General features: G+C 69.1%; 15 protein-coding genes. 2 read left to right on the top strand and 13 right to left on the bottom strand.

The window, feature by feature from the left end:
- Positions 1 to 5 precede the first annotated feature (5 nt).
- The 6 genes from ACZ418_RS08700 to ACZ418_RS08675 are packed head-to-tail and all read right to left on the bottom strand — an operon-like array spanning position 6 to position 8,380.
- Positions 6 to 1,562 carry an alkaline phosphatase family protein gene (locus ACZ418_RS08700; RefSeq protein WP_468359082.1) on the bottom strand — a complete coding sequence of 519 codons (1,557 nt, stop codon included), beginning with the start codon at positions 1,560 to 1,562 and terminating at the stop codon, positions 6 to 8.
- The gene (locus tag ACZ418_RS08695) at positions 1,553 to 2,158 is read right to left on the bottom strand and encodes a histidine phosphatase family protein (protein WP_468359079.1); all 606 of its coding nucleotides are present in this window, start codon (positions 2,156 to 2,158) and stop codon (positions 1,553 to 1,555) included. The genes ACZ418_RS08700 and ACZ418_RS08695 overlap by 10 nt, the downstream gene beginning before the upstream one ends.
- Position 2,159: 1 nt before the next feature.
- Positions 2,160 to 3,140, bottom strand: a complete 981-nt coding sequence (galE, locus tag ACZ418_RS08690) for a UDP-glucose 4-epimerase GalE (RefSeq protein ID WP_468359076.1) — start codon at positions 3,138 to 3,140, stop codon at positions 2,160 to 2,162.
- Positions 3,137 to 3,832 (bottom strand): PIG-L deacetylase family protein, encoded by a 696-nt coding sequence (locus ACZ418_RS08685; RefSeq protein ID WP_468359073.1) that lies wholly within the window; start codon positions 3,830 to 3,832, stop codon positions 3,137 to 3,139. The genes galE and ACZ418_RS08685 overlap by 4 nt, the downstream gene beginning before the upstream one ends.
- Positions 3,829 to 5,202 carry a glycosyltransferase family 4 protein gene (locus ACZ418_RS08680; RefSeq protein WP_468359070.1) on the bottom strand — a complete coding sequence of 458 codons (1,374 nt, stop codon included), beginning with the start codon at positions 5,200 to 5,202 and terminating at the stop codon, positions 3,829 to 3,831. Before ACZ418_RS08680 ends, ACZ418_RS08685 begins: the two co-directional genes overlap by 4 nt.
- A 28-nt stretch (positions 5,203 to 5,230) precedes the next feature.
- A complete protein-coding gene (locus ACZ418_RS08675) occupies positions 5,231 to 8,380 on the bottom strand; it encodes a non-ribosomal peptide synthetase (RefSeq protein ID WP_468359065.1) in 3,150 nt (1,049 codons plus the stop codon).
- A 201-nt stretch (positions 8,381 to 8,581) separates the two neighbouring features.
- Between ACZ418_RS08675 and ACZ418_RS08670 the strand changes: the two genes are divergently transcribed.
- Entirely contained in the window at positions 8,582 to 9,226 is a 645-nt protein-coding gene (locus ACZ418_RS08670) for a hypothetical protein (RefSeq protein WP_468359062.1), read from the top strand.
- 97 nt (positions 9,227 to 9,323) lie between these two features.
- On the opposite strand, the gene ACZ418_RS08665 is transcribed toward ACZ418_RS08670, so the two are convergent.
- The 7 genes from ACZ418_RS08665 to ACZ418_RS08635 all read right to left on the bottom strand — a co-directional run bounded on the left by ACZ418_RS08665 (position 9,324) and on the right by ACZ418_RS08635 (position 20,698).
- A complete protein-coding gene (locus ACZ418_RS08665; RefSeq protein WP_468359059.1) occupies positions 9,324 to 10,538 on the bottom strand; it encodes a GNAT family N-acetyltransferase in 1,215 nt (404 codons plus the stop codon).
- Complete coding sequence (locus tag ACZ418_RS08660; RefSeq protein WP_468359056.1) at positions 10,535 to 11,359, bottom strand: SDR family oxidoreductase; 825 nt, start codon at positions 11,357 to 11,359, stop codon at positions 10,535 to 10,537. Before ACZ418_RS08660 ends, ACZ418_RS08665 begins: the two co-directional genes overlap by 4 nt.
- Positions 11,356 to 16,896, bottom strand: a complete 5,541-nt coding sequence (locus ACZ418_RS08655) for an SDR family NAD(P)-dependent oxidoreductase (RefSeq protein WP_468359053.1) — start codon at positions 16,894 to 16,896, stop codon at positions 11,356 to 11,358. Before ACZ418_RS08655 ends, ACZ418_RS08660 begins: the two co-directional genes overlap by 4 nt.
- 99 nt (positions 16,897 to 16,995) lie before the next feature.
- Positions 16,996 to 17,769, bottom strand: a complete 774-nt coding sequence (locus ACZ418_RS08650; RefSeq protein WP_468359050.1) for an ABC transporter permease — start codon at positions 17,767 to 17,769, stop codon at positions 16,996 to 16,998.
- Between the two features lie 23 nt (positions 17,770 to 17,792).
- Positions 17,793 to 18,560, bottom strand: a complete 768-nt coding sequence (locus ACZ418_RS08645; RefSeq protein ID WP_468359047.1) for an ABC transporter permease — start codon at positions 18,558 to 18,560, stop codon at positions 17,793 to 17,795.
- A gap of 2 nt (positions 18,561 to 18,562) precedes the next feature.
- Positions 18,563 to 19,543: an ABC transporter ATP-binding protein gene (locus tag ACZ418_RS08640; RefSeq protein WP_468359044.1), complete on the bottom strand. Its 981-nt coding sequence runs from the start codon at positions 19,541 to 19,543 to the stop codon at positions 18,563 to 18,565.
- 510 nt (positions 19,544 to 20,053) lie between these two features.
- Positions 20,054 to 20,698, bottom strand: coding sequence for a class I SAM-dependent methyltransferase (locus ACZ418_RS08635; RefSeq protein ID WP_468359042.1), 645 nt, complete (start codon positions 20,696 to 20,698; stop codon positions 20,054 to 20,056).
- 197 nt (positions 20,699 to 20,895) lie between these two features.
- On the opposite strand from ACZ418_RS08635, the gene ACZ418_RS08630 reads away from it, so the two are divergent.
- Complete coding sequence (locus ACZ418_RS08630) at positions 20,896 to 22,716, top strand: phospholipase C (protein ID WP_468359039.1); 1,821 nt, start codon at positions 20,896 to 20,898, stop codon at positions 22,714 to 22,716.
- Positions 22,717 to 22,768 lie beyond the last annotated feature (52 nt).

The following is a 22,768-nucleotide window of genomic DNA, read 5'->3' as shown; positions in this document are numbered from 1 at the left end:
TGAATTCACCCGACCAACAGCTTTTCGATCGCAGCCGCCACGTCCACCAGATGGTGCGGGCGGGAGATCGCTGCGGAGTCGCGGGCGTACATCCGGAAGAAGCCGTTCATGCTGGGTGCGGTCGGGAAGTATCCGTGCGACGCCGAGCGGACGGTCTGGCGAGGCGCTCCCCCGCCGTACTGGAACTCCCGGTGCGGCCCGCAGGTCACCGCCAGCTTTCCGAGCCGCGGATCGCCCCAGGGAAGCTTCCAGACGTCCGCCGTCTCCCTCGTGAGAACCTCCGTCGTGGAGTCCAGCGCCGCCAGCGTCTCCGTGAGTTCGAGCCGCTCGCCCTCGGAGAGCCCGGTGTCCGCGTAGAGGTAGGCGATGTTGCTGTCCCCCTGGAATACCATTCGGTCGTCCCAACCCAGCTCCGCCAGCACCGTGTTCAGGGCGATGTGCGTGTCGACGTAGTCGATGCCGTGGTCCGAGAAGAACAGGTAGTCGGCCGCGTCTCCGACGGTCGCCACGATGTCGCCGATCTGGCGGTCGATCAGCCGGTAGGCGTCCAGGATCTGCTCGCCGGCCTGCGCGCGCTCGGCCGGATCCCCCCGCACCGCATGCCAGTACAGGAACTCCTGTGCGTGGTCCGCCTGGTTGAAACGGATCAGGAGTACGTCCGGGTCGAGCCGCTCCAAAGCGCCGAGCGCCACGCTCTTCACCCAGGGGGCCCGCGGTGATTCGTGGAACCGGTGCTCGGGGTTGGCGGTGTAGTCGACCGTGAGAGAGGACGGGCCGCCTCCCGTGTCCGCCGCTTCCACGACGTCGGCCATTGCGCCGAACGCCATTGTCAGCACAGCGGTTCCCGCGGAGAAGACCACCTGCTTCCGGTCGGCCCGGTGCACGGTCAGGGGCACGGACAGCCTCCCGACACCGTCGAGCTTCAGTTCCAGTCGCCGCGTCCGGCCCCGCTCCAGCGGCACCGGCGGTGCGCCCGGAGCGCCGGTGACCGTGATGCCGCCCTGTTCGGTCAAGGAGAAGGTGAGTGCCACCTTTCTTTGGAAGTAGGTGAGTTCGACGGCCGAGCCCGGCTGTTCGCCCGGGATGCCGGGAACAGCCGCCCCGTCCGCCGCGGGGGCGTAGAGGCAGTAGACGCTGGGTATGCCCGCGTCCCCGGCTGTCCGGGAGAAGGTCTGCGGGAAGTGGACCGCGGCGGTCGACAGACCGCGCTCGGCGAGTCGGTCGATGAGGGAGCGACAGGTCAGCGAGGTGGTCTCGTACGGGTGCACCGAAGCGAACGGGTTGCTCGCCCGCTCCCTGATCTCCGCCACCGTCTCCGTCCCGAAGAACCGGTTGCCGACGATGCCGTGGCCAACCGGGTGCCGGCCGGTGAGGAAGGAGGCGTGCGCGGGAGCGGTCGAGGACGGGTAGACGGAGGGGAGCGCCGAGACCGCGCTGCTCCGGAACGCGGGCAGCCTACGGTCGAGGGCGAAGAAGTCGTGCTCGGCCACGAGTCCCGGCACGCCGCCGTCGACGCAGAAGATGAGCAGCTTGCGCCGGGTGCCGGCCTTGGTCACTGGCATGACGCGGTCTCCCTCGGTCTCTCGGAACGCCCAGATGTGTTCGCGAGGTGGGCGGTGTCGTTGTGGCCGTGCAGCAGCCAGGCGCCGGCCGGGGAGCCCGGGCGGTACTCCCATCGCGTCACCGCGCAGTTCTCGACGGCGAGTTCCACCCGGGCTCCGGTGCCGCACAGGATCTCGAAGACGGCGTCGAACACCCCGCTGTGCGTCACCAGGACAATCCGACGCCTCGGGTCGGGGACGCCGCAGAGGCTCGAGAGGAAGCAGCCGACCCGTTCGAGGAACTCCCCCCAGCTCTCGACGCCGTCCGGCGCCGGTCCGCGGCGGCGTTCCCGGGGCGGTGGCAGGTCCGGGATGCCCGCCGCTCCCGCTCGGATCTCGTCCAGACGCCGGTCGACGACGGGATCCAGGCCGACCGCCCAGGAGATCGCCTGCGCGGTGGCCCGAGCGCGCTCCAGGGACGAGGTCCACAGCTCCGTCACGCCCTCGCCGGAGAGCCGGGCCCCGACCGAGCACGCCTGCCGCAGTCCCTCGGGCGATAGCGACCGGGAACCGGGAACACGGCTGTCACGGCCGTGCCGGACCAGAAAGATGTGCACGTCAGGCCTCCGCGGTCACGCCGGTGTGCCAGGCCCAGGCCGAGCTGAGAATGTCCTGGAGGTCACGACGCGCCGCCCAGCCGAAGGTGCGCTGCACCAGTCCGACGTCCGCCCAGGAGACCGCGGGGTCTCCGGCGCGGCGGGCTGCGAACTCCATCGGTATCTCGGCGCCGCTGATCCTCCGCAATTCCTCGATCACTTCCAGGACACTGGTGCCCCGGCCCTGACCGAGGTTGTAGGTCCCGGAACGCTCGGGGCGGTCAAGTCCCTCGGTGACGCGGACATGGGCCTCGGCGAGGTCTTCCACATGGATGTAGTCCCGGACGGCCGTCCCGTCCGAAGTGGGGTAGTCGGCGCCGAATATCTGCAGCCGTGGCAGCAGGCCACGGGCGACCGCGACGGCCTGAGGCACCAACTGGCGGGAACCCTGATGAGCGAACTCGCCCAGCGAGCCGTCCGTCGCGGCGCCGGCGGCGTTGAAGTAGCGCAGGCAGGCGAACCTCATCCCGGTCGTGGCGGACTGGCTCTCGATCATCCGCTCACCCAGGTACTTGGACTCACCGTACGGACTCTGCGGGCCGGCCGGAGCCGTCTCGTCGACCGGACAGACCTGCGGGGTGCCGTAGACGGCTGCCGACGACGAGAAGACGAACCGCTCCACGCCGTACCGAGCCGCGGCCGCGAGCAGGTTGACGGTGCCGGAGACGTTGACCTCGAAGTAGCGCGCTGGATCACTCATCGACTCCTCGGGCGACTTGAGCGCGGCGAAGTGGATGAGACTGTCGGGACGGAACCTCGCGAAGGAGCGCATCACGGCATCCCCGTCCCGGATGTCGGCGACGTCGAGCGCGGTGTCCGCAATCGCCTCGCGACGACCGGTCGAGAGGTTGTCGAGTACGAGCACGGCGTGACCACGTGCGGTCAGCTCGCGCGCCACAAATGACCCGATGTACCCGGCCCCGCCGGTGAGCAGTACTTTCACAGCGCACCTCCCGTCCACGCCGCGGCGTCCCGGAACTCCCGCCCGAGCACGAACGCCTCGGCCGCAGTCACTCCGAGCGTGACTCCGCGATAGCCGGCGAGGGCACGGACGCCGTGCGCAGAGCGGGGATGCGGCCCGTCGAAGATCTCGTAGTCGTAGACCGCCAGCGCCTCGCACTTGCGCTCGACGAAGGCCGCGATGTCATGGAAGACGTTCGGCACGAACGGTGTGGTCTGACCGGTTTGCTGCTCGGACGAGGAGAGCACCTCGAAGTGGAGGACCTTGCGCACCGGCCCGCCGCCCATGACGCGCGTGACGTACTCCACCGACCGGGCCACGACCCGGTGATCCACATGGATGTCACCGGCGTGGTGGGTGAGGACGAGCGCAGGCTGGACGTCGTCAACGACCTCACGCACCAGCGACACGACCGCACTCTGCGGGCCGTCGCCGATCAGGGTCCCGTCCGTGGCGAGACCGCCGAACCTGATGTCGTCCACACCGAGCACCCGCCCCGCGGCGCGGCAGGTCGCGCGCGCCCGGTCGAGGGACACCTCGGTGTGCCGCAGCGAGACTCCTTCGGCCACGATCAACACCGTGGTGTCGACACCGGCCGCCGACATGGCCGCGATCGTGCCGCCGGCCCCCAGCACCTCGTCGTCCGGGTGCGCGGCGATCACCAGCGCCCTCATCGGTCCCGCTCCGAGAACCGTCCGCGCCGAACGAGCGCCCCCATCCGGAAGAGCGTCCCGATGAACTTCCTCGATTCCGCTTCGTCGTCCGTGATCAGCAGCCGCGGGTCACCCGCTGCCACAGCGCGCTGGACCGACTCGTACGCAGGGCCGTCGACCGGGAGGATCTGCGACGTACGAGGGACGAACACGAAGCCGCCCTCCGCCTCGGCCCGCAGTTTGATGTCGTCCCACTCGATCTCGTCGAGAACGGTTCGCAACGGGCCCGCCGTGATCGCCATCAGGTCGAGCCGCCACACCAGGAACTCGATCCGGCGCTCCAGGAGGTGGCCGGTCAGGATGGCCTCGCGGCCCTGCCGCCCCAGCTCCGCCGCGAACGCCTCGTCAAGGATCAGGCGCTGCATCGCGCGGATCAGCTGATCGGTGTCCTTGACGAGCAGTCCGCTGACTTCGTCCTCGACGAATTCCGGAATGCCGCCGACCGCCGCCGCGATCACCGGGCGGCCTGCCGCCATGGCCTCCTTGAGCGCGAGCGGTCCCGTCTCCGGGACGCTGCTGGTGAGCATGACGGCGTCGACCGCCGCGAGTATCTCGGGGACGTCCTCCCGGTGGCCGAGGAAATGGATCTGGTCGGCGACACCCCGTTCGCGCGACAGCCGGCGTAGCTCGTCGAGCATCGGTCCGTCGCCCACCACCAGCAAGCTGGCGGATGCCTCGCCCTCGGTGAGGGCCGCCTTGGCGAACGCCTCGATGGCCTGCTCGATGTTCTTCTCCCAGGAGAGCCGGGCAACCACGGCGAAGACGAAGTCCTCGGCATCCAGCCCCAGGCTCCTTCGCATCGCGGAGCGGTCGGCAGCGGCCGTGCGCTCCAGGAACTCGGTTCCGACGCCGCTGGTGATGACCTCGACCCGCTCCGTCAGGCCGGCAACTCGGGCCGCTCTGCCACCGAACTGGGCGTCGGCCTGCTCACGGGATGTGGCGATGACCAGGTCCGTGCGCTCCAGGAGTCTGTCGGTGTCGGGCGCGTCCGGCAGGGGGAAGGCCGAATGACGGTAGAGCACCAGCGCAGGGCCGTCGGCGAGGTCGGCATCCACTTGGAGCCAGGCGGCCGAGTCATGGCGTCCGCTGACGCAGACGATGTCCACTCCCTCGGCGCGGAGGGTGCTTTCGAGTACCGCGGCGGCCTCCTCACGGGAGTCCGCGAACACGGGGGCCGTAACGGTCGGTAGTCCGGCGGCCCGGACGGCCGCGAGCATCGGGCTGTTCCGCTCGGCCATCGTGATCACCGTGTGTCCGGCTCGGTGCAGGCCGAGCACGGTGTCGAACATGTACCGGTGCTTTCCGCCCCAGACCTGGTCGGAAATCGTCACCAGGATTCGCATCCGATTGGCAGCCTTTCTACTTGTCGTGATCCACGTCGGACTGAATGGTTTCGATGTACCTGGCCAGTTCCAGGGGGGTCGGTGCGTCGTATATCTCCCGAATGGCCAGTCGCAGCGCGACCAACCGGTGCAGTCTGGCCGCGAGCCGAGTGGCCAGGAGGGAATGCCCGCCATTGCGGAAGAAGTGGCTTGACGGCCCCAGATCGGGATTCTTGAGCAATGTCCGCCAGAGGTCGACCAGCTGCTCGAGAAGCTCTTCGCTGACGTCCTCCGGATTTGAAGTCGCCGTTTGTACGGTGAAATCACCCTGCGCGGCCCGAACCTCCCCGAGCGCGGCGAGCGCTCGGTAGTCGACCTTGTCGTTGGCGGTTCGGGGCATGGTCTCGACGGGCACGAGGCCGGACGGACGCGCATAGGGCGGCAGCGCATCCTGGATGTGCTGCCACAGGTCGGTACCTGCGGACTCCCCCTCGGCGCTGCCTCGTACGAAGGCGAGCAGGCGGACGTCGTCGTCGGCGCCCACCACCACGGCCGCCGCCTCCTCGACCGACGCATGGCGCTCCAGGACGGCCTCGACCTCGCCCAGCTCCAGACGGTTCCCGCGGATCTTCACCTGCCGGTCCGCACGGCCGACCAGGCGGAGTTCACCCGAGTGCGTCCAGTGGGCTATGTCCCCCGTCCGGTAGAGAGAACCGAGCGTGGGGTGATGGACGAACCTTTCGGCGGTGAGTTCGGGCCGGTCCAGATAGCCCAGGGCGACCCCCGCCCCGGCGATGCAGAGCTCCCCCGGCATGCCCGGCGGCATGTCGGCGCCGGTGCCGTCGAGAATGTGGACCCGGGTATTGGCGATCGGCCGGCCGACGGTGATCACGCCGCTGCCGTCCACCTCACCTGCGGCCGACCAGATGGTCGTCTCCGTGGGGCCGTAGACGTTGAAGAGTCGGCAGCCGGTTGCGGAAAGCCTCTGGGCCAGTGCGGCAGAGAGCGGCTCGCCACCGCAGAGCACCCGGGTATCGGCCAGCGACTTCTCGGGCAACTCGGTGACGGCGAGGCGCCAGGTCGTCGGCGTGGCCTGGAGGATCTCCGGGCGATGGCGTCGCACGAGTTCGCCGAACACCTCGGCGTCCGAGCGCGCCTCGTCCGGCGCCACCAGCACCGATCCACCCACCGTCAGCGGCAGGAACAGTTCCAGCGCGGACACGTCGAACGCGAAGGTCGTCAGCCACATCATGGTTTCGCCCGGCCCTGCCTCCAGCAGGTCGGCGAAGCATGCGGTGACATTCCGCAGGTTTCCGTGGGAGACCTTCACCCCTTTGGGGCGGCCGGTGGAACCCGAGGTGAAAATCACGTAGGCCGGATCGTCCGCCCGCGAAGGCACCGGCCCCCGCAGCATGTCGGCGGGCAGTGCGTCGGTCTCGCCGAGCGCGCGTGTCGGCACGGCCGTCCGGCCGACCAGGCAGGAAGGCGCAAGATCCCCGTCGTGGACCACGCAGGCGACGTTCGCGTCGGCCAGCTGGCCGGCGAGACGGTCAGCCGGGTGCGACGCGTCGAGCGGCAGGTAGTGCGCCCCGGCCGCCCAGATCCCGAGCACGGCGGCGGCCGCTCGGGCGCCCCGCGGACAGGCCAGGGCCACCGCGTCCCCCGGGCGCACCCCCGCAGCGGCCAGGTCGTCCCGCATCCGGGTCGCGGCGGCGGCCAACGCCCGGTAAGTGAACCGCTGTTCCCCCTCGATGAGAGCGACCGCCTCAGGCGTTCGCAGCACCTGCGCGCGCACGACGTCGAGCACAGTGGTCGGCCCGGACCACTGCCTGGAGGTGTCGTTGGCGCGATCCACGAGCCGGCGGTCCGCGGGCGTCCAGTACGACAGCGCGTCGACGCCGCACTCCGGATCGGCGGCCACCTGGGCGAGCAGGTTCTCGAACCTCTCCAGCAGGGCACGGATCTGGTCCTCGTCGTGGACCTCGGTGCTGTATACGGCCTGGAGGACCAGCCCCTGCTCGGACCGTTCGGCCACCACCTCCATGTCCAGCCGGCTGAGCCCTGTGTCAGGTTCCGCCGGCCGCAACCGGCGTGCGGGGCCACCTGCGAACCACATGTCGGTTTCGGCCTGATCGATGAAGTTGAACATGTGCCGGAACACGAGCCGATGCCACGCCGCGTCGGTGGCACCGTTGAGGTCCAGCACCTCGAAGGGGGCATCGAGGTACTGGACCCCGGCCATGAACGAGTCCTGGACGCGGTGCGCGAACTCCGCGAACGACAGCCCCTCGTCCAAGCGCACGGGCAGAGCGACCGTGGTGACGAAGTAGCCGACCGCGCCGGACTGCGGGGACCGCAGGGTGAGCGGTACGCCGACGACCAGGTCCGGTCCGGTGGCACCGTGCTTGGCGAGCAGCAGGTAGTACAGACTCAGCAGGATTGCGTTGTCGGTGACCCGGAGGACCTTGCGCAGGCTGGTCAGGGCGCGAAGAGCGGAGGGCGAAGCCGGCATGACCAGCCGCGCGCCCGCGAAGGTGGGCGCCTGCGGCATCGGCCGGGCGCAGGCGAGCTCCATGGTGGTCGGCCCGATCCCGCCGAGTCGCTCGCGCCAGTAGGCAAGGCTTTCCGCGGAAGGCTCCTCGTCCGCAGGCGGCGGCGCCACCGGCGGGAGATCGGGAAAGCCTCCGCTGGTCATCAGGCTCTCGAAAGCGGCATCGACATCCTGGAGGAACAACCGCACGGAGCCACCGTCGAAGACAAGGTGGTGTGCCGCGAACGCGATGACGCTGCCGCCGGTGGGAAGCACGAACTGGCAGCCCCTGATCAGCAGGTCGGAGGTCAGGTCGAAGGCCGGCGCGCCGAACGCCTTGATCTGCTCAGCCAGCCCCTCGGGGTCTGCGGGCGCCACGCCCAGTTCCAGCGAGGTCACCTCGGGCGGCCGGAAGCCCCGCATCGGTACGCCGTCCACGTCCGAGAAGAAGGACCGCAGCGCAGGATGACGTCGGACCGCCCAGTTCACCGCTTCGCCCAGCACGACAGTGTCGACCGGGTGAGCGCATTCCACGCCGAATACCACGTTCGAGATCCCGAGATCGGGGACCATCTGCTGCAGCAGCCAGAGCGCCCGCTCCCTGGGGCCTATCGGCCACTGTTCGGACGCCGATTCGGCGGCAGTGCGGATGTGCATTTCCCTCTTTCCTCGGTGACGATGGAGAACTGTCATTGAGTCGGCTCAATGATGTGGGCTAGGCTTCCGGCGCACTCCTCACTTCGAGATAGGAATTCCGTGGATCCCATAGCAATGACGCTCGATTACCCTGGACATCAGGAAAGGCGGCGGATCGGCGATCTGGCCGACGGGAGCCTTGCATTCGAAATGCTTCCGCTGATGAAGTCTCCGCTTCCTCAGGAGTTCTACGCCGAGGAATACGCGGCACGACTCCTTGCGGCCTCCGGGTGCACCCGCCCGGTCGGCCTCGTGGTGTCCTACTGCCTGGCCTCTTCCATCGGCTACGAGGTCGCCCGGCAAGTGACCTCCCGGCAGGGCTCTGCGCCGGTGCTCGTGGCACTGGACGGTTCGCCGTGTCCGGCCGAGTCCGTGCTGAGCGCCTACCGCGAGGCAGCCGTGCGGTTCGCCGAGGACGACGCCGTGCACTTGCTGCAACCCACGGAGAACGACCTGATCGAGCGGCCCAAGGATGTCCTGGCCGCCATGGAACGGGAACTGACGGACCTCGCGGCCCGCAGCCTGAGGGAAGAGGAGCTCGAGGAGGACCTGATCCAGGACATGGTCGAGGATCTGGTCCACCACACGGTTGACTGGCTGACGCATCTGGTCGCCGCGCACAACGCCTCGTTCCCCCAGTGGGACGGAGACGTTGTCCTGGTGTCCTCCAGGGACCAGCCCTTCGAAGGTCCCTGGCCGGGAGCCCGGAGCACCCGGGTGGTGAGGGTCGACTGCAGCCGGGCGGCGCTGCTCGACCAGCCCCAGGTGCGGCGTGCCATCGCCGACTGCATGCCGTCGCGGCTCTGATCGGCCCTCACGCCACCGGGAGGCCCGGCGTCCCGCAGCGGCCGCGGGGCCTCCCTGATCCCGTCCGCCGTGCGGGCAACTCGGTGCCGCCTGAGCTTTATCGGACACCTCGGTGCACCCCCTGCTCGCGCCGTCCCACCGACCGCCCGTCGGCGAAGCCGAGGGCCTCCGCCCGGAACTCCTCCAGCCGCGACTCCGGCAGCCGCCGGCCACACTCTTCGCGCAGCAGGCCGAGCACGTGCTCGGTCCAGGGCAGCACGGCTTCCCGGGGGAAGACCTCACGCCCTCGGTGAAGACCGACCTGCCACATGGGTTCCAGCCGCGCTCCGCGCATCAGCTTGGCCGAGTAGTTCGTGGCGCCCAGGTGCAGCCCCCGCAGTCCCAGCTCGTAGCAGATCTCCAGCGGCCGATAGAAGAGCAGCTCGAAGAGCACAGGTGCCGCGTTGGTGCGCAGGTCGTCGGTCAACGCGAGGCTGCGCCCCCAGAGCAGGTCTCCCCAGGCGAACCACAGGGCGTAGCCCTTGAGTTCGCCGTCGTGGCGAACGGTGAGCAGGATCTCCTGTCGAGCCGCCGACCGTGCCATCCCCTCGTACTCCCGCCGTAGGCTGTCGAGGGTCCACATCACGCCCTTGCGCGCCCGGGACTGTCGCACCAGCGGGATGATTTCGTCGAGGCAGTCGGCCAATGACGCGCGCTCGATCCTCGCGTCGCTCCGGGCCGCGCGGCGCCGGTCGGTGCGGATGCTGTGCCGGCGGTGGCCGCCGAGCGAGGCGAGGTAGTCGTCCATCGAGGTGCCGGGTGCCGGGAGCCAGCAGTCGGCCAGCGGCGACAGGATCGGCACGACGCGTTCGGTCTCCGCGAGCGCACGAGCCGCAGCGGTGGTCAGATGGAGCGCGTACACCCACTCCCGGCCATGGTCGTCGGCGAATTCGACCGCACCGTCGAGAAGGCCCGCCACACTCGCCGTCACGTCGGGGCCCCGGACGGCCAGCTCGGTCCGGTAACCGCGCCGGGGCCCGCACAGCAGATAGGGCTCCTCCTCCCGGTAGGGGAAGAGCCGATCCGGCCGGTACCCGGGGCTGACCTCTCCGTCCGGCAGCGCCACCGGCATGAGCCCGACCGGGTGGCCTTCGCCGTCCTCCGCCAGCAGGTAGCCGTGATCCGTGCCCTCGTCCAGCGCCTCCGTGGCCGCCAACCAGGGCTGCGAGGCGTAGAAGCCGACGCTGTCGTCGTCGATGAGCGAGCGGATCGAGGGCATCTGGTCGGCCAGGTGCGCGATGCCGGTCAGGTGGACGCGCGGCTGTGTGGTCATGGGGTCACCGCCCCGAACACGGGATGGCAGAGCATGACACCGCCGTCAACGGCCAGGTCGACGCCGGTGACCCAACTCGCAGCGGGTGAACAGAGGAAGACCGCGGCGCTGGAGATGTCCTCGGGAGTGCCGAGCCGCTGCAGCGCGACCCCTTCGACCTGGGGCAGGAATGCCTGGTTGGTCTCGCCCGCGTGCATGCCGAGCATGTTCGTCGTGACGCCCTCCGTCTGAACCGGGCCGGGCGCAAGCGAGTTGACGCGAATGCCGTAGCGGCCCCATTCCCGGGCCCACGACGCGGTGAGCGAGACGATCCCCGCCTTGGCGGCCCCGGCGTGCGAGAAGCCGGGGAAGCCACGGTCGACACCGGGCACCGTGATGCTGAGAATGGTGCCCCGGCGCATTTCGATCATGCCGGGCACGAAGGCCCGTGTGATGGCGAACGTGCCGAGCAGGTCGATGTCCACCACCGTCTCCATGGCACGCCGGGTCATCCGCTCGGCAGGCACATGGAAGTTGGCCGCGGCATTGTTCACCACGATGGTGGCCGTGCCGAACCTGCTCAGCACGTAATCCCGCAGCTGCTCCACCTCTTCGTCGTGGCGGACATCGCACGGGAAACTGGCACAGAGCCGGCCGGTCTCCTCGGCGATCCGCAGCTCGGCCGCTTCGAGCCGAGCCGCGGATCGCGAGGTGATGACCACATCGGCGCCGCAGGCCACAAGATCGCGGGCGATGGCCAGACCCAGTCCGGATCCGCCACCGGTGACCACCGCCACCTCCCCCGCGAGGAGATCGGGTGCGAAGATGCGCCGGATATTCACGCACCCACCCGGACGATCTCTGCCGCCAGCAGCCGAATCGTGTTGAACTCGAACATGCTGCCCGCGCTCAGTTCGATGCCGAACCGCTCCTTGATCCGGGCGGTGAGCTGCACCGCCGCCAGGGAGTTGCCGCCGACGTCGAAGAAGTCCTCGTCATAGTCGATCCGCGTGTGCCCCAGAGCCTCGGACCACAGCTCCATCAGACTCGCCATGACGTCATCCGATCCACCGGAGACGGCGGTCCTCGTCGGCGGGGTCATGGGCACGGCGGCGGCCTTCGGGGCTGCGGCGGCAACCGGCGGGAGGGCGCTGTGCCGGGGCGCGACCTGCGGCGCGGGCGCCGGTGCCGGCCTGGGCACCGACGGCACGGAATCGGCCCAGTCCAGCCCGCGCGCCCGCATCCGCGCGCCCGGCGCATCGACGATGACCGCCTGCGGGTAGGAGCCGTTGACGAGCTCCAGGAAGACCTCGGCGCCTTGGACCGGCGTGAGCAGCCCGGGTCGGTCGGGGGCCGCATCCGCGGTCCGGGCAGCCGGAGCGGAAGGGGCGGCCTTCCCAGGCGCCTGTCCCGCCGCCACCGTACGGGACGCGGCCGCCAGGCGGCCGACGAACTGGTCGCCCTTCACCTCGCGAAGGGTGAAGGATCCGACGCTCAGCCGGAGTTCACCGCTTTCGAGGTCGTACAGGTCCAGATCCATGACGCGCACGCCCTTCTCCCCGTCACCGAGCCGGGCGTGTACCAGGACATGGGCGGGCAGAGGGCCGAAGAAGGTGAGTCGGCGGTACAGGAACGGCAGATACCGGACGTCCTGGCTGAAGAAGGGCAGGAGCGAGGTTGCGACGTCCAGAATCGCCGCGTGCATCGGGTGGTGCTCGAGGTCGCCGTGGAACTCCTCCGGGAGGCGCAGCTCGGCGACGCGTTCGGTGGCGGTGCCTTGGACCGGGCCGACGCTGTCCCACCGCGGTCCGAAGGTGATCCACGAGCCGAAGCCGAGGTGCTCGGCCGGCTCGAGACCCTCCCTGAGCTCGCCGAGGTCTGGACGGACCGTCGCCGTGGCGGTCTCGGGGACGGCCAGGACGCCATTGGCGTTCAGCGTCCACGGGCCTTCGCTGCCCGCCGGCCGGGTCTGCACCCGGAACCGGTGCATACCGGCCATGGGCGAGAACACCACTGCGAACTCGGTCGGACCGAAGGCGGCGGCCGGCGCAAGGAAGACGCTCTCCCGAAGCTCGAGCACCGTCCCTGCGGGGTGGAGTTCCAGGGCGAGCGCGGCGGTGACGACGAGCTCGAGCAGCGCGGTGCCCGGTGCGACCGGCTGATCGTCGAACTGGTGCTCGTCGAGTTCCCAGTCCCGTCCCGGAACCAGGGTCCGGCGGAACTCGAGGCTGTCAACGGATTCCTCCGAGGCAGCCTTGCGCGCGTCTTCGCCACCGGTCAGCAGGGTGAGCGAGACATCGGAGTCGGCCGCCATCCCCACCTCCGCCCAGCCCGGCCAGTCGACGGCGACGGTCCACCGGCTGCCGCGGCCGTGCTGCTGGGCGTGCGCGTCCAGGAAGGCGTTGGCCGCGGCGTAGTCCGCACTGCCGTAAAGACCTGCCACCCCGGCCTGGCTGGAGAAGAGGGCCAGGAAGTCGAGTTCGGGCCGGCTGCGGAACACTTCCTCGATCGCCAGAGCCCCGCGGGCCTTGACGCCGATGACGGCGTCGGCGTCCTCGCGCGACCGGCGCTCGATCAGCCCGCCGCCAGGCAGTCCTGCCGAGTGCACCACACCGTGCACCGTGCCGAAGGTCCGCTCGACCTCCTCGACCGCAGCCAGCAGCGACTGGGGGGCACTCGCGTCGCCCCGCACGACGATGACCTCCGCGCCCGCGTCCTCCATCTCGTGCACGGCCGCGGCGATCCGCCGACCGCGGGGTGTGTCGGCGGCCGGCATTCCGGACCGGCCGAGCAGCGCGATCCGCGGCTGGAACCCGGTGTCGGCGAGGGCGTTCGCCACGACCAGACCGATGCCTCCGAGTCCTCCGGTGACGAGGTAGACGCCCCGCTGGCGCAGCCGCAGACGGCCGGGGGCCGCGGTGCGGGACAACGGCTTCAGCACCGGGGTCCAGCTGCTGTTGCCGCGCAGGGCGACCAGCGGCTCGTCCAGCCGGGCGAGTTGCTCGCCGAGCGCCTCGACGCCGGTTTCGCCGGAGACGTCCAGCATCACGCAGCGGACGTCCGGGTACTCCTGCTCGATGGTGCGGGTGAGGCCGGCGATCATCGCGCTCGCTGGATTCAGCCGGTCGGCACCGCTCACGTCCACGGCATGCCGCACGAGTACCACGAGGGTGATCGGCTGACGGGCCCTCCGCTGGGCACGTGCCACCGCCCTGGCACACGCCAGGACACCGAAGAAGCCCTGATCCAGCTGCTGGTCGAGGCTGGCAAGGGTGACGGTGTCGGGAGCGTCCAGCATCGCTCCGTAGGCGACGACAGCCGGTGCCCGCGACTCCTCCGCGGACCGGAGCAGCTGCTCCCACTCGTCCTCGGACAGGGGATCGAAGCCGTCGGTGGCGGCCGTCGTCCCGGGGACCGCGGCGTGCGCCCGGACGGTCCGGTATCCGGCCCGCTGCAGGGCGGTGCGGAGCAGGACGGCATCGGGCCGGCTCGCGGGCAGCAGCGCGACCGCCGTCTCACCGCCCACCTCGGGCAGCGGGACGGGACCGCGGCCCGACGTACGGCGGACCCAGTCGACCGCGCCCAGGCTCCATCTGGTCTCATCGTGTGCCGGCACCTGCACGGCGGCCTCTTCGTCCCCGGCGGCAGCGGCGGGCTCGGCCGAGGAGCCGAGTGCCGCCTCGGCCACGGCCGACGGCGCGGGGGGCGATGCCGTGTCGGTGTGCTGCGCGGCCGGGAGGTCCGGCCGCTCGATCCAGTGGCGCTTGCGCTGGTACGGATAGCCCGGTACGGCCACTCGAGAGAGGTCGGTGTCCTTTTCCCGACGGGTGAAGTCCACGGGGACGCCGGCCACCCAGAGCCGGCCGAGCGCCTCCTCCAGGTCCCGGTGCTCGGCGCCCTCGTCGGCGTCGGGCGACGGCATGGTGGGCAGCACCGCGGAGGCGCCGGAGCGGACCTCCGGATGGGATGTGAGCAGCGCGGAAAGGGTGTGGCCCGGCCCCGTCTCGACCAGGAAGGAGGGTCCGTGGCCCAGCACCGTGGCAGCCGCGTGCGCGAAGTCGACCGGATCGACCAACTGGCGGGCCCAGAACGCCGGCGAGGTGGCCTGCTCCGAGGTGATCTCGGCGCCTGTGGCGCAGGAGACCACGGGTATTTTCGGCTCGTTGAGGGTCAGCGTGCCCAGGACCTTCTCGAAGTCCTCGGCGGCCGTCGCCATCATCGCAGAGTGGAAGGCGTGCGAGGTGTGCAGCAGGCGGCTGGCGATCCGGGTGTCCCTCAGCCGCTCCGCCACCTCCGCGACGGCCGCTTCCGGACCCGCAAGGACACACTGCCGCGGCCCGTTCAGCGCGGCGAGTGACACCTCGCCGCCCACATATGGCAGGACCGCCTCGTGCGGCGCCGCCACCGCCAGCATGGAGCCCCGCGGCATCCCCTGCATGAGAGTGGCCCGGGCCGCCACCGCCTGGAGACCCTCGGTGAAGCCGAAGACCCCGGAGACCGCCGCCGCCGCCAGTTCGCCCACGCTGTGTCCGAGCAGCCGGTCGGGGCGGACACCCCAGCGCATCAGGCAGTGCGCCCAGGTGTAGCTGAGCACGTAGAGCAGCGGCTGCGCCAGAGCCGTCTCGGCGAGCTCGTCCGCCTGCGCGTCGGACAGCCAGAGCGATTTCAGGTCCCGGTCGAGCAGCGGCTCGAGCTCGGCGAACGCACGGTCGCAGCCCTGCCTGAAGAGCGGCTCGGTCTCGTACAACCACCGTGCCATTCCCGGGTGCTGAGCACCCTGACCGGGAAAGAGGAAGGTGAGACCACGTTTGACACCGTCCGGCCGGATCACCCGGCTTCCGTCCCGCAGGAGTTCGGCTGCCTCGGCCGCGTTGTGCGCCACGACGGCACCGCGGACGCGCCGGGCAGAACGCCCCACCCGCAGGGTGTGTGCGGCGTCGGCGAACGACCGCTCGTCAGCCGTCGCGAAGTGAGCTGCCAGCCGATCCCTGAGAGCCGATTCGGCGGCGTCCTCCGCTGCGGACCATACGATCAGTTCCGGCTTGCTCGGGCCGCCCCGGGCGGGCCGCTCAGGGGCTTCCTCCAGGATCAGGTGGGCGTTGGTGCCGCCGATGCCGAACGAACTCACACCGGCGCGTCGCGGCCTGCCGGCCACCCTGGGCCACGGCCTGAGCTCGGAATTGACATAGAACGGCGTACGGCCGAGCTCCAGCTTCGGGTTGGGCTCCGAGAAGTGGATGCTCGGCGGGATCTGCTCGTTGACCAGTGAGAGAACGGCCTTGATGAGGCTCGAGACTCCGGCAGCCTGGCTGAGGTGGCCGACGTTCGACTTCACCGAGCCGACGCCACAGGAGTGCGCCGGCAGCTTCTTTCCGGCCACCTGGTGGAAGGCCTCGGTCAGTGCAGCCAGCTCGATGGGGTCGCCCAGCGCGGTGCCGGTCCCGTGCGCCTCGACGTAGGAGATGGTCTCCGGTGCCGTGCCGGACTTGGTCAGTGCCTCGACGATGCAGGCCGTCTGGCCCATCGGGCTCGGAGCGGTGAAGCCGGCCTTGCGATCGCCGTCGTTGTTGATGGCCGAGCCACGGATGACGGCATAGACGGTGTCCCGGTCGGCCAGGGCGTCCGAAAGTCGCTTCAGCAGGACCGTTCCGACTCCGTTGCCGAAGTTGGTGCCGTTGGCGCTCGCGTCGAAGGGCTTCGGGAAGCCGTCGGGGGCGATGAAATCCCCCTCCAGGTACTGATAGCCGCGGTTGAGCGGCATCTCCAGGCTGGCGCTGCCCGCGATCGCCATGTCGCACTCACCCAGGCGCAGCGCCGAGCAGGCCATGTGAACGGCGACCAGAGACGTGGAGCAGGCCGTCTGGATCGTCATGCTGGGCCCGCGAAGGCCCAGCTTGTAGGAGATGAAGGTCGTGAGGTAGTCCGACGCGTTGGCGATCTCCATCGTCGTCCAGCCCACGTTCTGGGTGACGTCCGAGTCCTCGACGTGGTCGATCCGGTAGCGGTTGGTGTTCGTCCCCGCGTAGACACCGATGCGTCCGGAGTACGTGGCCGGGTCGTACCCACCGTGCTCCAGCACGGCGTGGGAGTACTCGAGGAGAAGTCTGTGCTGGGGATCCCTGATCTCCGCCTCGCGCGGCGTCATCCCGAAGGCGGTCGTGTCGAACGACTCGACGTCGGAGATGACCGGACGCCTCCTGACGTAACCGGGGTGAGCGAGCCGCTCGGGACTCTCTCCGGACTCGAGTATGGCCTCGTCGGTGAGCTCGGATATGCAGTCCCGGCCCGCTACGAGGTTTTCCCAGAACTCATCGAGATCGCTGGCCCCAGGAAATCTTCCTGCCATGCCGATGATGGCGATCGGCTCCAGCGCTTGCATGCTTCGACTCCTAGATTCGTTCAAGGTGGGCCCCGACCCTGGGCATGACGGCGGTTTACGAGTGCTTTTCCGAGACGACTTGAACCGTGCCTGTCCGGCTCATGCGAGCTCCAGCCGCCCGTTCGCCCGGTCCGCTTCGACGAATGCATGAAGGAGGCAGCCCGCCACGACCAGCCAGCAGCTGCCGATCACGCCTTCCGTCAGGATTTCGAGCGGGATATTCACGGAAGGCACCTGTCCGACGATGCCGCGCACCGCGAGCAGGCCATGGGTGAGTGGCAGTATTTGCGCGAGCTTCTGGACCGGCACCGGCCAGTAGCTCGTCGGCACGTTGACGCCACAGATCACCGTGACGCCCAGGTACGCGATATTGGTGGAGGCCTGCTGAAACTTTCGGAACTTGTATACCAGTGCACCGAAGAACCAGCCATAGCCATAGCACGAATAGGACACGACGACGAGAATCAGAGCGATCCACGGAATGCGCGACCAAGGAAACTGGATCCGCATCACGCCGAGCACGGACACCATGACGATCGTCGAACTCGCCACACCCAGAGGAATCCGGATCAGATTGCGGGAGAAAAGGCTCACCACGTGGTTCCCCGGGCTGACGATCAGCCCGGCGAGTGTGCCCTGATTACGCTCGAACGCTGCCGCATGTGCCACAACGGCGCCCTCGAGAGCGATGACAGCCAGCGCATTTCCCACAAGGATGAACGAGGTCCGCTGCGCCTGGGCGACGTACACGCCGACCAGCGCGAAGAAGAGTACCTGGAAGAAAAGCCGGACCACCCAGCCACCGAGCCACATCCGGAGCGTGAAGAACACCCGGAACTCGTGGTAGCCGGCCACCGCGGCCTCGCGGATCACTGGCCAGTTCCTGACTCGTGCCATCAGCCGACCGCCAGTCTTCCGGTGCTCCGAAGCCGGGACATGATCTTTGAGATGAGATAGCCGCCCCCCACGAAGGCCGCGCCACCGAGGAAGACCACGGCGCCGATCTGGAGCCAGGGATGGGGCAACTGCTCCGGGCTCATCGTTCCGCGGAAGAGGTCGGCGCCCCAGGACAGAAAGATCAACCGGGAAACCGGCTTCAACCAGATCGGGAGGAACGCCACCGGAGTAAAGATGCCGGCCAACACGAACATGGGGTAGTTGAGGAAGTTCTGGTGGGCCTCCGGCGTCCTGGAGAGTGCGGCCACCGCGGCGAGCACGGCGGAAGAGGCGACCGTCGCAAGGGCGGTGGCCACCAGCACGGCGGCGAACCAGCCCGGGTGCCAGATCACCGGCCGGAGATCCACGACGGCCAACGCGAAGACCCAGGACTCAAGGAACGCGATGAGACCGACCGCGGTGGAGGCCAGCATTCTTCCCCACAGGTATGCCGCAACCGAGACCGGCGAACTGATGAGCAATTCCAATGTGCCCTGTGAGCGCTCAGCCGTGATGGTCGTGGACCCCAGAGCGAGGGCCACCGACCAGATGCCGGAAAGCGCGGGCGCCAGGACGACGGCGCCGTACAGGTCGGTGCGGCCGGAAAGGTGCACGACCGAGAGGAAGTTGAGCACATGGAACGGGATCGCCAGCAAAATGGTGACGCTTCCCATCCGTCTGCGGAAGAGCATCCATTGGAACCACGCACCCGCCCTGACTGCGTGCACGGTCAGCCCCCGATCTTCCGGTCTTCCAGCAGAGCGACATAGACCTCGCTCAGATCGGGTCGTGTCGTGCGGACCTGAGTACAGCCGGCGTCAACGAGTTCTCTGAGCACTCGGCTGCACACACCGTCCTCCCCCAGCTGAATGCGGAAAGCCCCGGTGGGCAGTTGACCGACCGCCAGGACACCCGGCAGCTCGGCCACCCGGGCGAGCACTTCCGCGTCCGCGTCCTCGACTTCGACGTTCTCGTATTCCGAAAGCCAGCGCGAGAGTTGTGTGGGCTGCTCGGTCGCAAGCACCCGGCCCTTGTCGATGAGGCTCACCCGGTCGCAGACGGCCTCCGCCTCAGCCATGTCGTGCGTGGTCAGGATGATCGTCTTGCCGTCGGCCTTGAGGGAGAGGACCACCTTGCGGAAGTCCTGTGCGCCCACCGGGTCCATGCCGATGGTCGGCTCGTCGAGGAACAGGATTTGCGGGTCGGGCAGCAATGCGCGGGCCAGGTGAAGGCGTTGTCGCATGCCGCGGGAATAGGTCTCCACCCGCGAGTCGGCGCGGTCGAGGATACCGAATCGACCGAGCAGCTCCTCGGTCCGCGCAGCGGTGACCTTCTTGTCCAGGCCGTGCAATGCGCCCCAGAATTCCATTGTCTGCCGAGCCGTCAGCATCGTGTGCAGCCCGCGGTCGCCGCCGAATGTCACCCCCAGCAGCGAGCGCACCCGTGCAGTCTCCCGCACCACGTCGTGACCCATGACACGAGCTTCGCCCGAGGTGGGGAGCAGGACCGTGCAAAGGATCCTCACCAGGGTCGTCTTGCCGGCGCCATTGGGCCCGAGAAGGCCGTGGACCTCTCCCTGCTCGACACCGAGATCGACTGATTCCAGGGCGACCTTCGCCGGAACCTTCCGGAACTTTCGACCGCTGTCCTGATAGACGCGGTGAAGCCTGCGGACGTCGACAGCGAGGGGTCGGCTGTTTCGAGAGTCCACCGGCAACCCCTTTTGTGTCGCAGTCGAAGCCGAGAGCTCTCGTGGAGGCGAGTCGGCTGTTTACACGCTACTTCTTACCGGACGGACGACTTTTGGAGCATGTCCCCGCTTCACGGGACGTTCCCGGGGGCAACCGATCGCCGAGTCCTCGATGGAAGCGATTCCGCCGCCCGGGCCGGCGGGCATCCGGTGCCGTACGAGCTGTGAAGATGTTCGGGCGGGTGCTGCCGCCGGCGAACGTGTTGCCGACCGCGTCCGGCTGCGCCTGGCGGCGACAGCCACCGCCTCCGATGGTCGATCCGGCCGGACGGTCTTCCGGCGCTTCGTCCTCAAGCGCCCGGCGAAACCGGTTGAGTCGTGTCCGTGCGGTTGCCGGGGTTCTCCTCGAGTGCGCCCGGCCCGGCATGGGGCGGGGCCGGCTTCTGCGAAGGGTCACAGCGCTGCCCGACGGCTTTCGGGTCCGGGAGCCGGCCCATGTCATCGGGGGCCGAGCGGCCTCCCGTCGCGGGATCAGGTGCTTTGGCTCTTGCGGAAGACGAGCAGGTACCGCCAGAACAGCAGCCTACGGATGGTGCACCCCGGGAGCAGGTTCGCCGCCTCTCTTCGGATCTCCGACAACGGCATCTCGGGACGCATGACAGGTGCCTGAACGGTAGCTGACGCGTCGGCCCGGCCCCCGGAGACCGAGCGTGCACGGTCCCGGACCGCGACGGCGATCCGGGCTCCGGCATTGACCGGAACGGCGGCGAGGCTCCAGGCCCAGTCCATGCGCGACCGCTCCGGATAGCAGCCCAGAACGACCAGCACACCGCCCGGGGCCAGGGCGTCCCGCAAGGCAGCGACGGTGCTGAACGGCATATGGTGAATGCTCGCCAGACAGGAGATGAAGTCGTACCTGCCCTTGGGCAGTTCGAGCCGAGTGACGTCCGCTTGCCGGAAGCGGGGCTCTCGCCGCGCCGGATTCACCCGTGACGCCATGAGGGCCGCCTCGATGACCTCCGCCGAGGGGTCTACGGCATCGACCTCGATCCCCAAGTGTGCGAGCCGACGGGCGAACCGACCGGTTCCGCATCCGACGTCCAGGGCGGTACGGCAACCGCGTGGCACACGGCGCAAGAGCACGCGGTGGTAGAAGTCGTTGTGGTTGAAGGGCATGACCTCACCCTGCCACAGTGCAACGAAACGTCAGGCGTAACCGCCGCGATCTGCGCGCATGCGGCGGTGGTTGAGTCGTGCTGTGGCGGTCGGGGGCCGGCTCTCGCTCGGCGAGCAGGAGTTACGATCCCGAACTGTACGCGCAAGCAACTGTGTTCGGAGGGCGAGGCCGCATGGCCGACAGCAGCAGGCGAGCAATGATCCGGAGTCTGGGGGCACTCGCGGGCGCGGCCGTCCTCACGGTCATGGCCGGCAGCGCGCCGTCATGGGCCACCGTGCCTGCCGGCGACCGCGGTCACTCCGCGACGGCCACACCGATCAAGCACCTGGTCGTCCTTTTCGACGAGAACGTCTCCTTCGACCACTACTTCGCGACCTACCCGAAGGCCGCCAACACCGACGGCACGAAGTTCACCGCGTCGAAGAACACCCCGAAGGACATCGACACCCTCGCGCACGCCGGGCTTCTGACGAAGAACCCCAACCAGTACCCGCCGAAGCGGCTCGCTCCCGCCCAGGCGACGACATGCGACCAGAACCACAACTACGGCCCGGAGCAGTACGCGGCGAACGGCGGCAAGGCCGACCAGTACGTGCAGAACACCGAGGTCGGCAAGTGCTCCGGCGGCCTGTTCGGCGAGCCGGGCCTGGTGATGGACTACTACGACGGCAACACCGTCACCGCCCTGTGGAACTACGCCCAGCGGTACGCGATGAGTGACCGCTCCTACAGCCTGACCTACGGCCCCTCCACACCTGGTGCCATCAACCTGGTCTCCGGCCAGACACACGGCGTGATCTCCGTGGACCCGTCCAGCGGCACCGAGAACCCGAAGCAGACCTCGACCCCTGACGCCTACGCGGTGAAGTCGCCCGACGCGAACGGCGTGGGCACACTCGTCAACGACCCGGATCCGGCCTACGACGACTGCTCCGGTAAGGACCACACCAGCGGCAACGCCCTGGCGGCGATGCGGGGCAAGAACATCGGTGACGTCCTTGACGCCGGGCATGTCACCTGGGGCTGGTTCCAGGGCGGCTTCCGTCCCTCGGCCGCCTGGGACGGCAGCTCCGGCTCGTACGCCAAGTGCGACACCGCCCACACCAACCTGGGCGGCGCCTCGGTGGTCGACTACAGCCCGCACCACAACCCGTTCGCGTACTACAAGTCGACGTCGAACCCGCACCACCTCGCGCCGAAGAGCGTCTCGGAGATCGGCCACGACGGTCAGGCCAACCACAACTACGACCTGACCGACTTCTCCGCCGCCCTGAAGGCGGGCAAACTGCCGGCCGTCAGCTTCGTCAAAGCCCCCGCGTACCAGGACGGCCACGCCGGCTACTCCGACCCGATCGACGAGCAGCACTTCCTGGTGAACCAGATCAACGCGATCCAGAGCTCGCCGCAGTGGAGGTCGACGGCCGTCGTGGTCGCCTACGACGACTCCGACGGCTGGTACGACCACACCTACGTCGCCCCGCGGAACGGCTCGACGGACACCTCGCTCGGCTCCAACGGCAAGGCCACCGACAGCCCGGCCTGCCAGAAGGGCCCGAAGGCGTCCGGCGGTTACGCCGACCGCTGCGGCCCGGGCACCCGCCAGCCGCTGCTCGCCATCTCGCCGTACAGCAAGGTCGACAAGGTCGACCACACGCTGACCGACCAGGCGTCCATCACCCGGTTCATCGAGGACAACTGGAAGACGGGCCGCATCGGCGACCACTCCTTCGACGCCACGGCCGGCTCCCTCGCGGGCATGTTCGACTTCCGGCACCCCAACAACAGGCAGGTGCTGTTGAACGCCGATGGCTCCGTCAAATCCGTTGGCCCCATCCACCACGTGGCACCCGTGTCCACGCACATCATCCCGGGCCCGGCGATGCCGAACGCCGCCGCAACCTCCGACGCCTCGTCGTCTCCCACCCTTCCGGTGGGCCTGGCTGCGGGCGCCCTGCTCGCCGCTGGCGCCACAGGCACCTACCTCACCTTGCGCCGCAGGCAGCGCCGCACCATTTGAGGTCACCGGCGTCATCGGCTCGGTGCGGTCCATCCGGACAGCACCGAGCCGA

The sequence above is a fragment of the Streptomyces sp. NPDC030820 genome, assembly GCF_055572075.1.
Note: the sequence above shows the minus strand (reverse complement) of the source record. Positions and strands in the feature narration are given on the sequence as shown.

Coding starts and splice junctions, on each gene's coding strand:
- ACZ418_RS08630 (WP_468359039.1), top strand. CDS start 20,896: ATGATCCGGAGTCTGGGGGCACTCGCGGGCGCGGCCGTCCTCACGGTC.
- ACZ418_RS08685 (WP_468359073.1), bottom strand. CDS start 3,832: ATGAGGGCGCTGGTGATCGCCGCGCACCCGGACGACGAGGTGCTGGGG.
- ACZ418_RS08665 (WP_468359059.1), bottom strand. CDS start 10,538: ATGACCACACAGCCGCGCGTCCACCTGACCGGCATCGCGCACCTGGCC.
- ACZ418_RS08700 (WP_468359082.1), bottom strand. CDS start 1,562: ATGCCAGTGACCAAGGCCGGCACCCGGCGCAAGCTGCTCATCTTCTGC.
- ACZ418_RS08635 (WP_468359042.1), bottom strand. CDS start 20,698: ATGCCCTTCAACCACAACGACTTCTACCACCGCGTGCTCTTGCGCCGT.
- ACZ418_RS08670 (WP_468359062.1), top strand. CDS start 8,582: ATGAAGTCTCCGCTTCCTCAGGAGTTCTACGCCGAGGAATACGCGGCA.
- ACZ418_RS08675 (WP_468359065.1), bottom strand. CDS start 8,380: ATGCACATCCGCACTGCCGCCGAATCGGCGTCCGAACAGTGGCCGATA.
- ACZ418_RS08655 (WP_468359053.1), bottom strand. CDS start 16,896: ATGCAAGCGCTGGAGCCGATCGCCATCATCGGCATGGCAGGAAGATTT.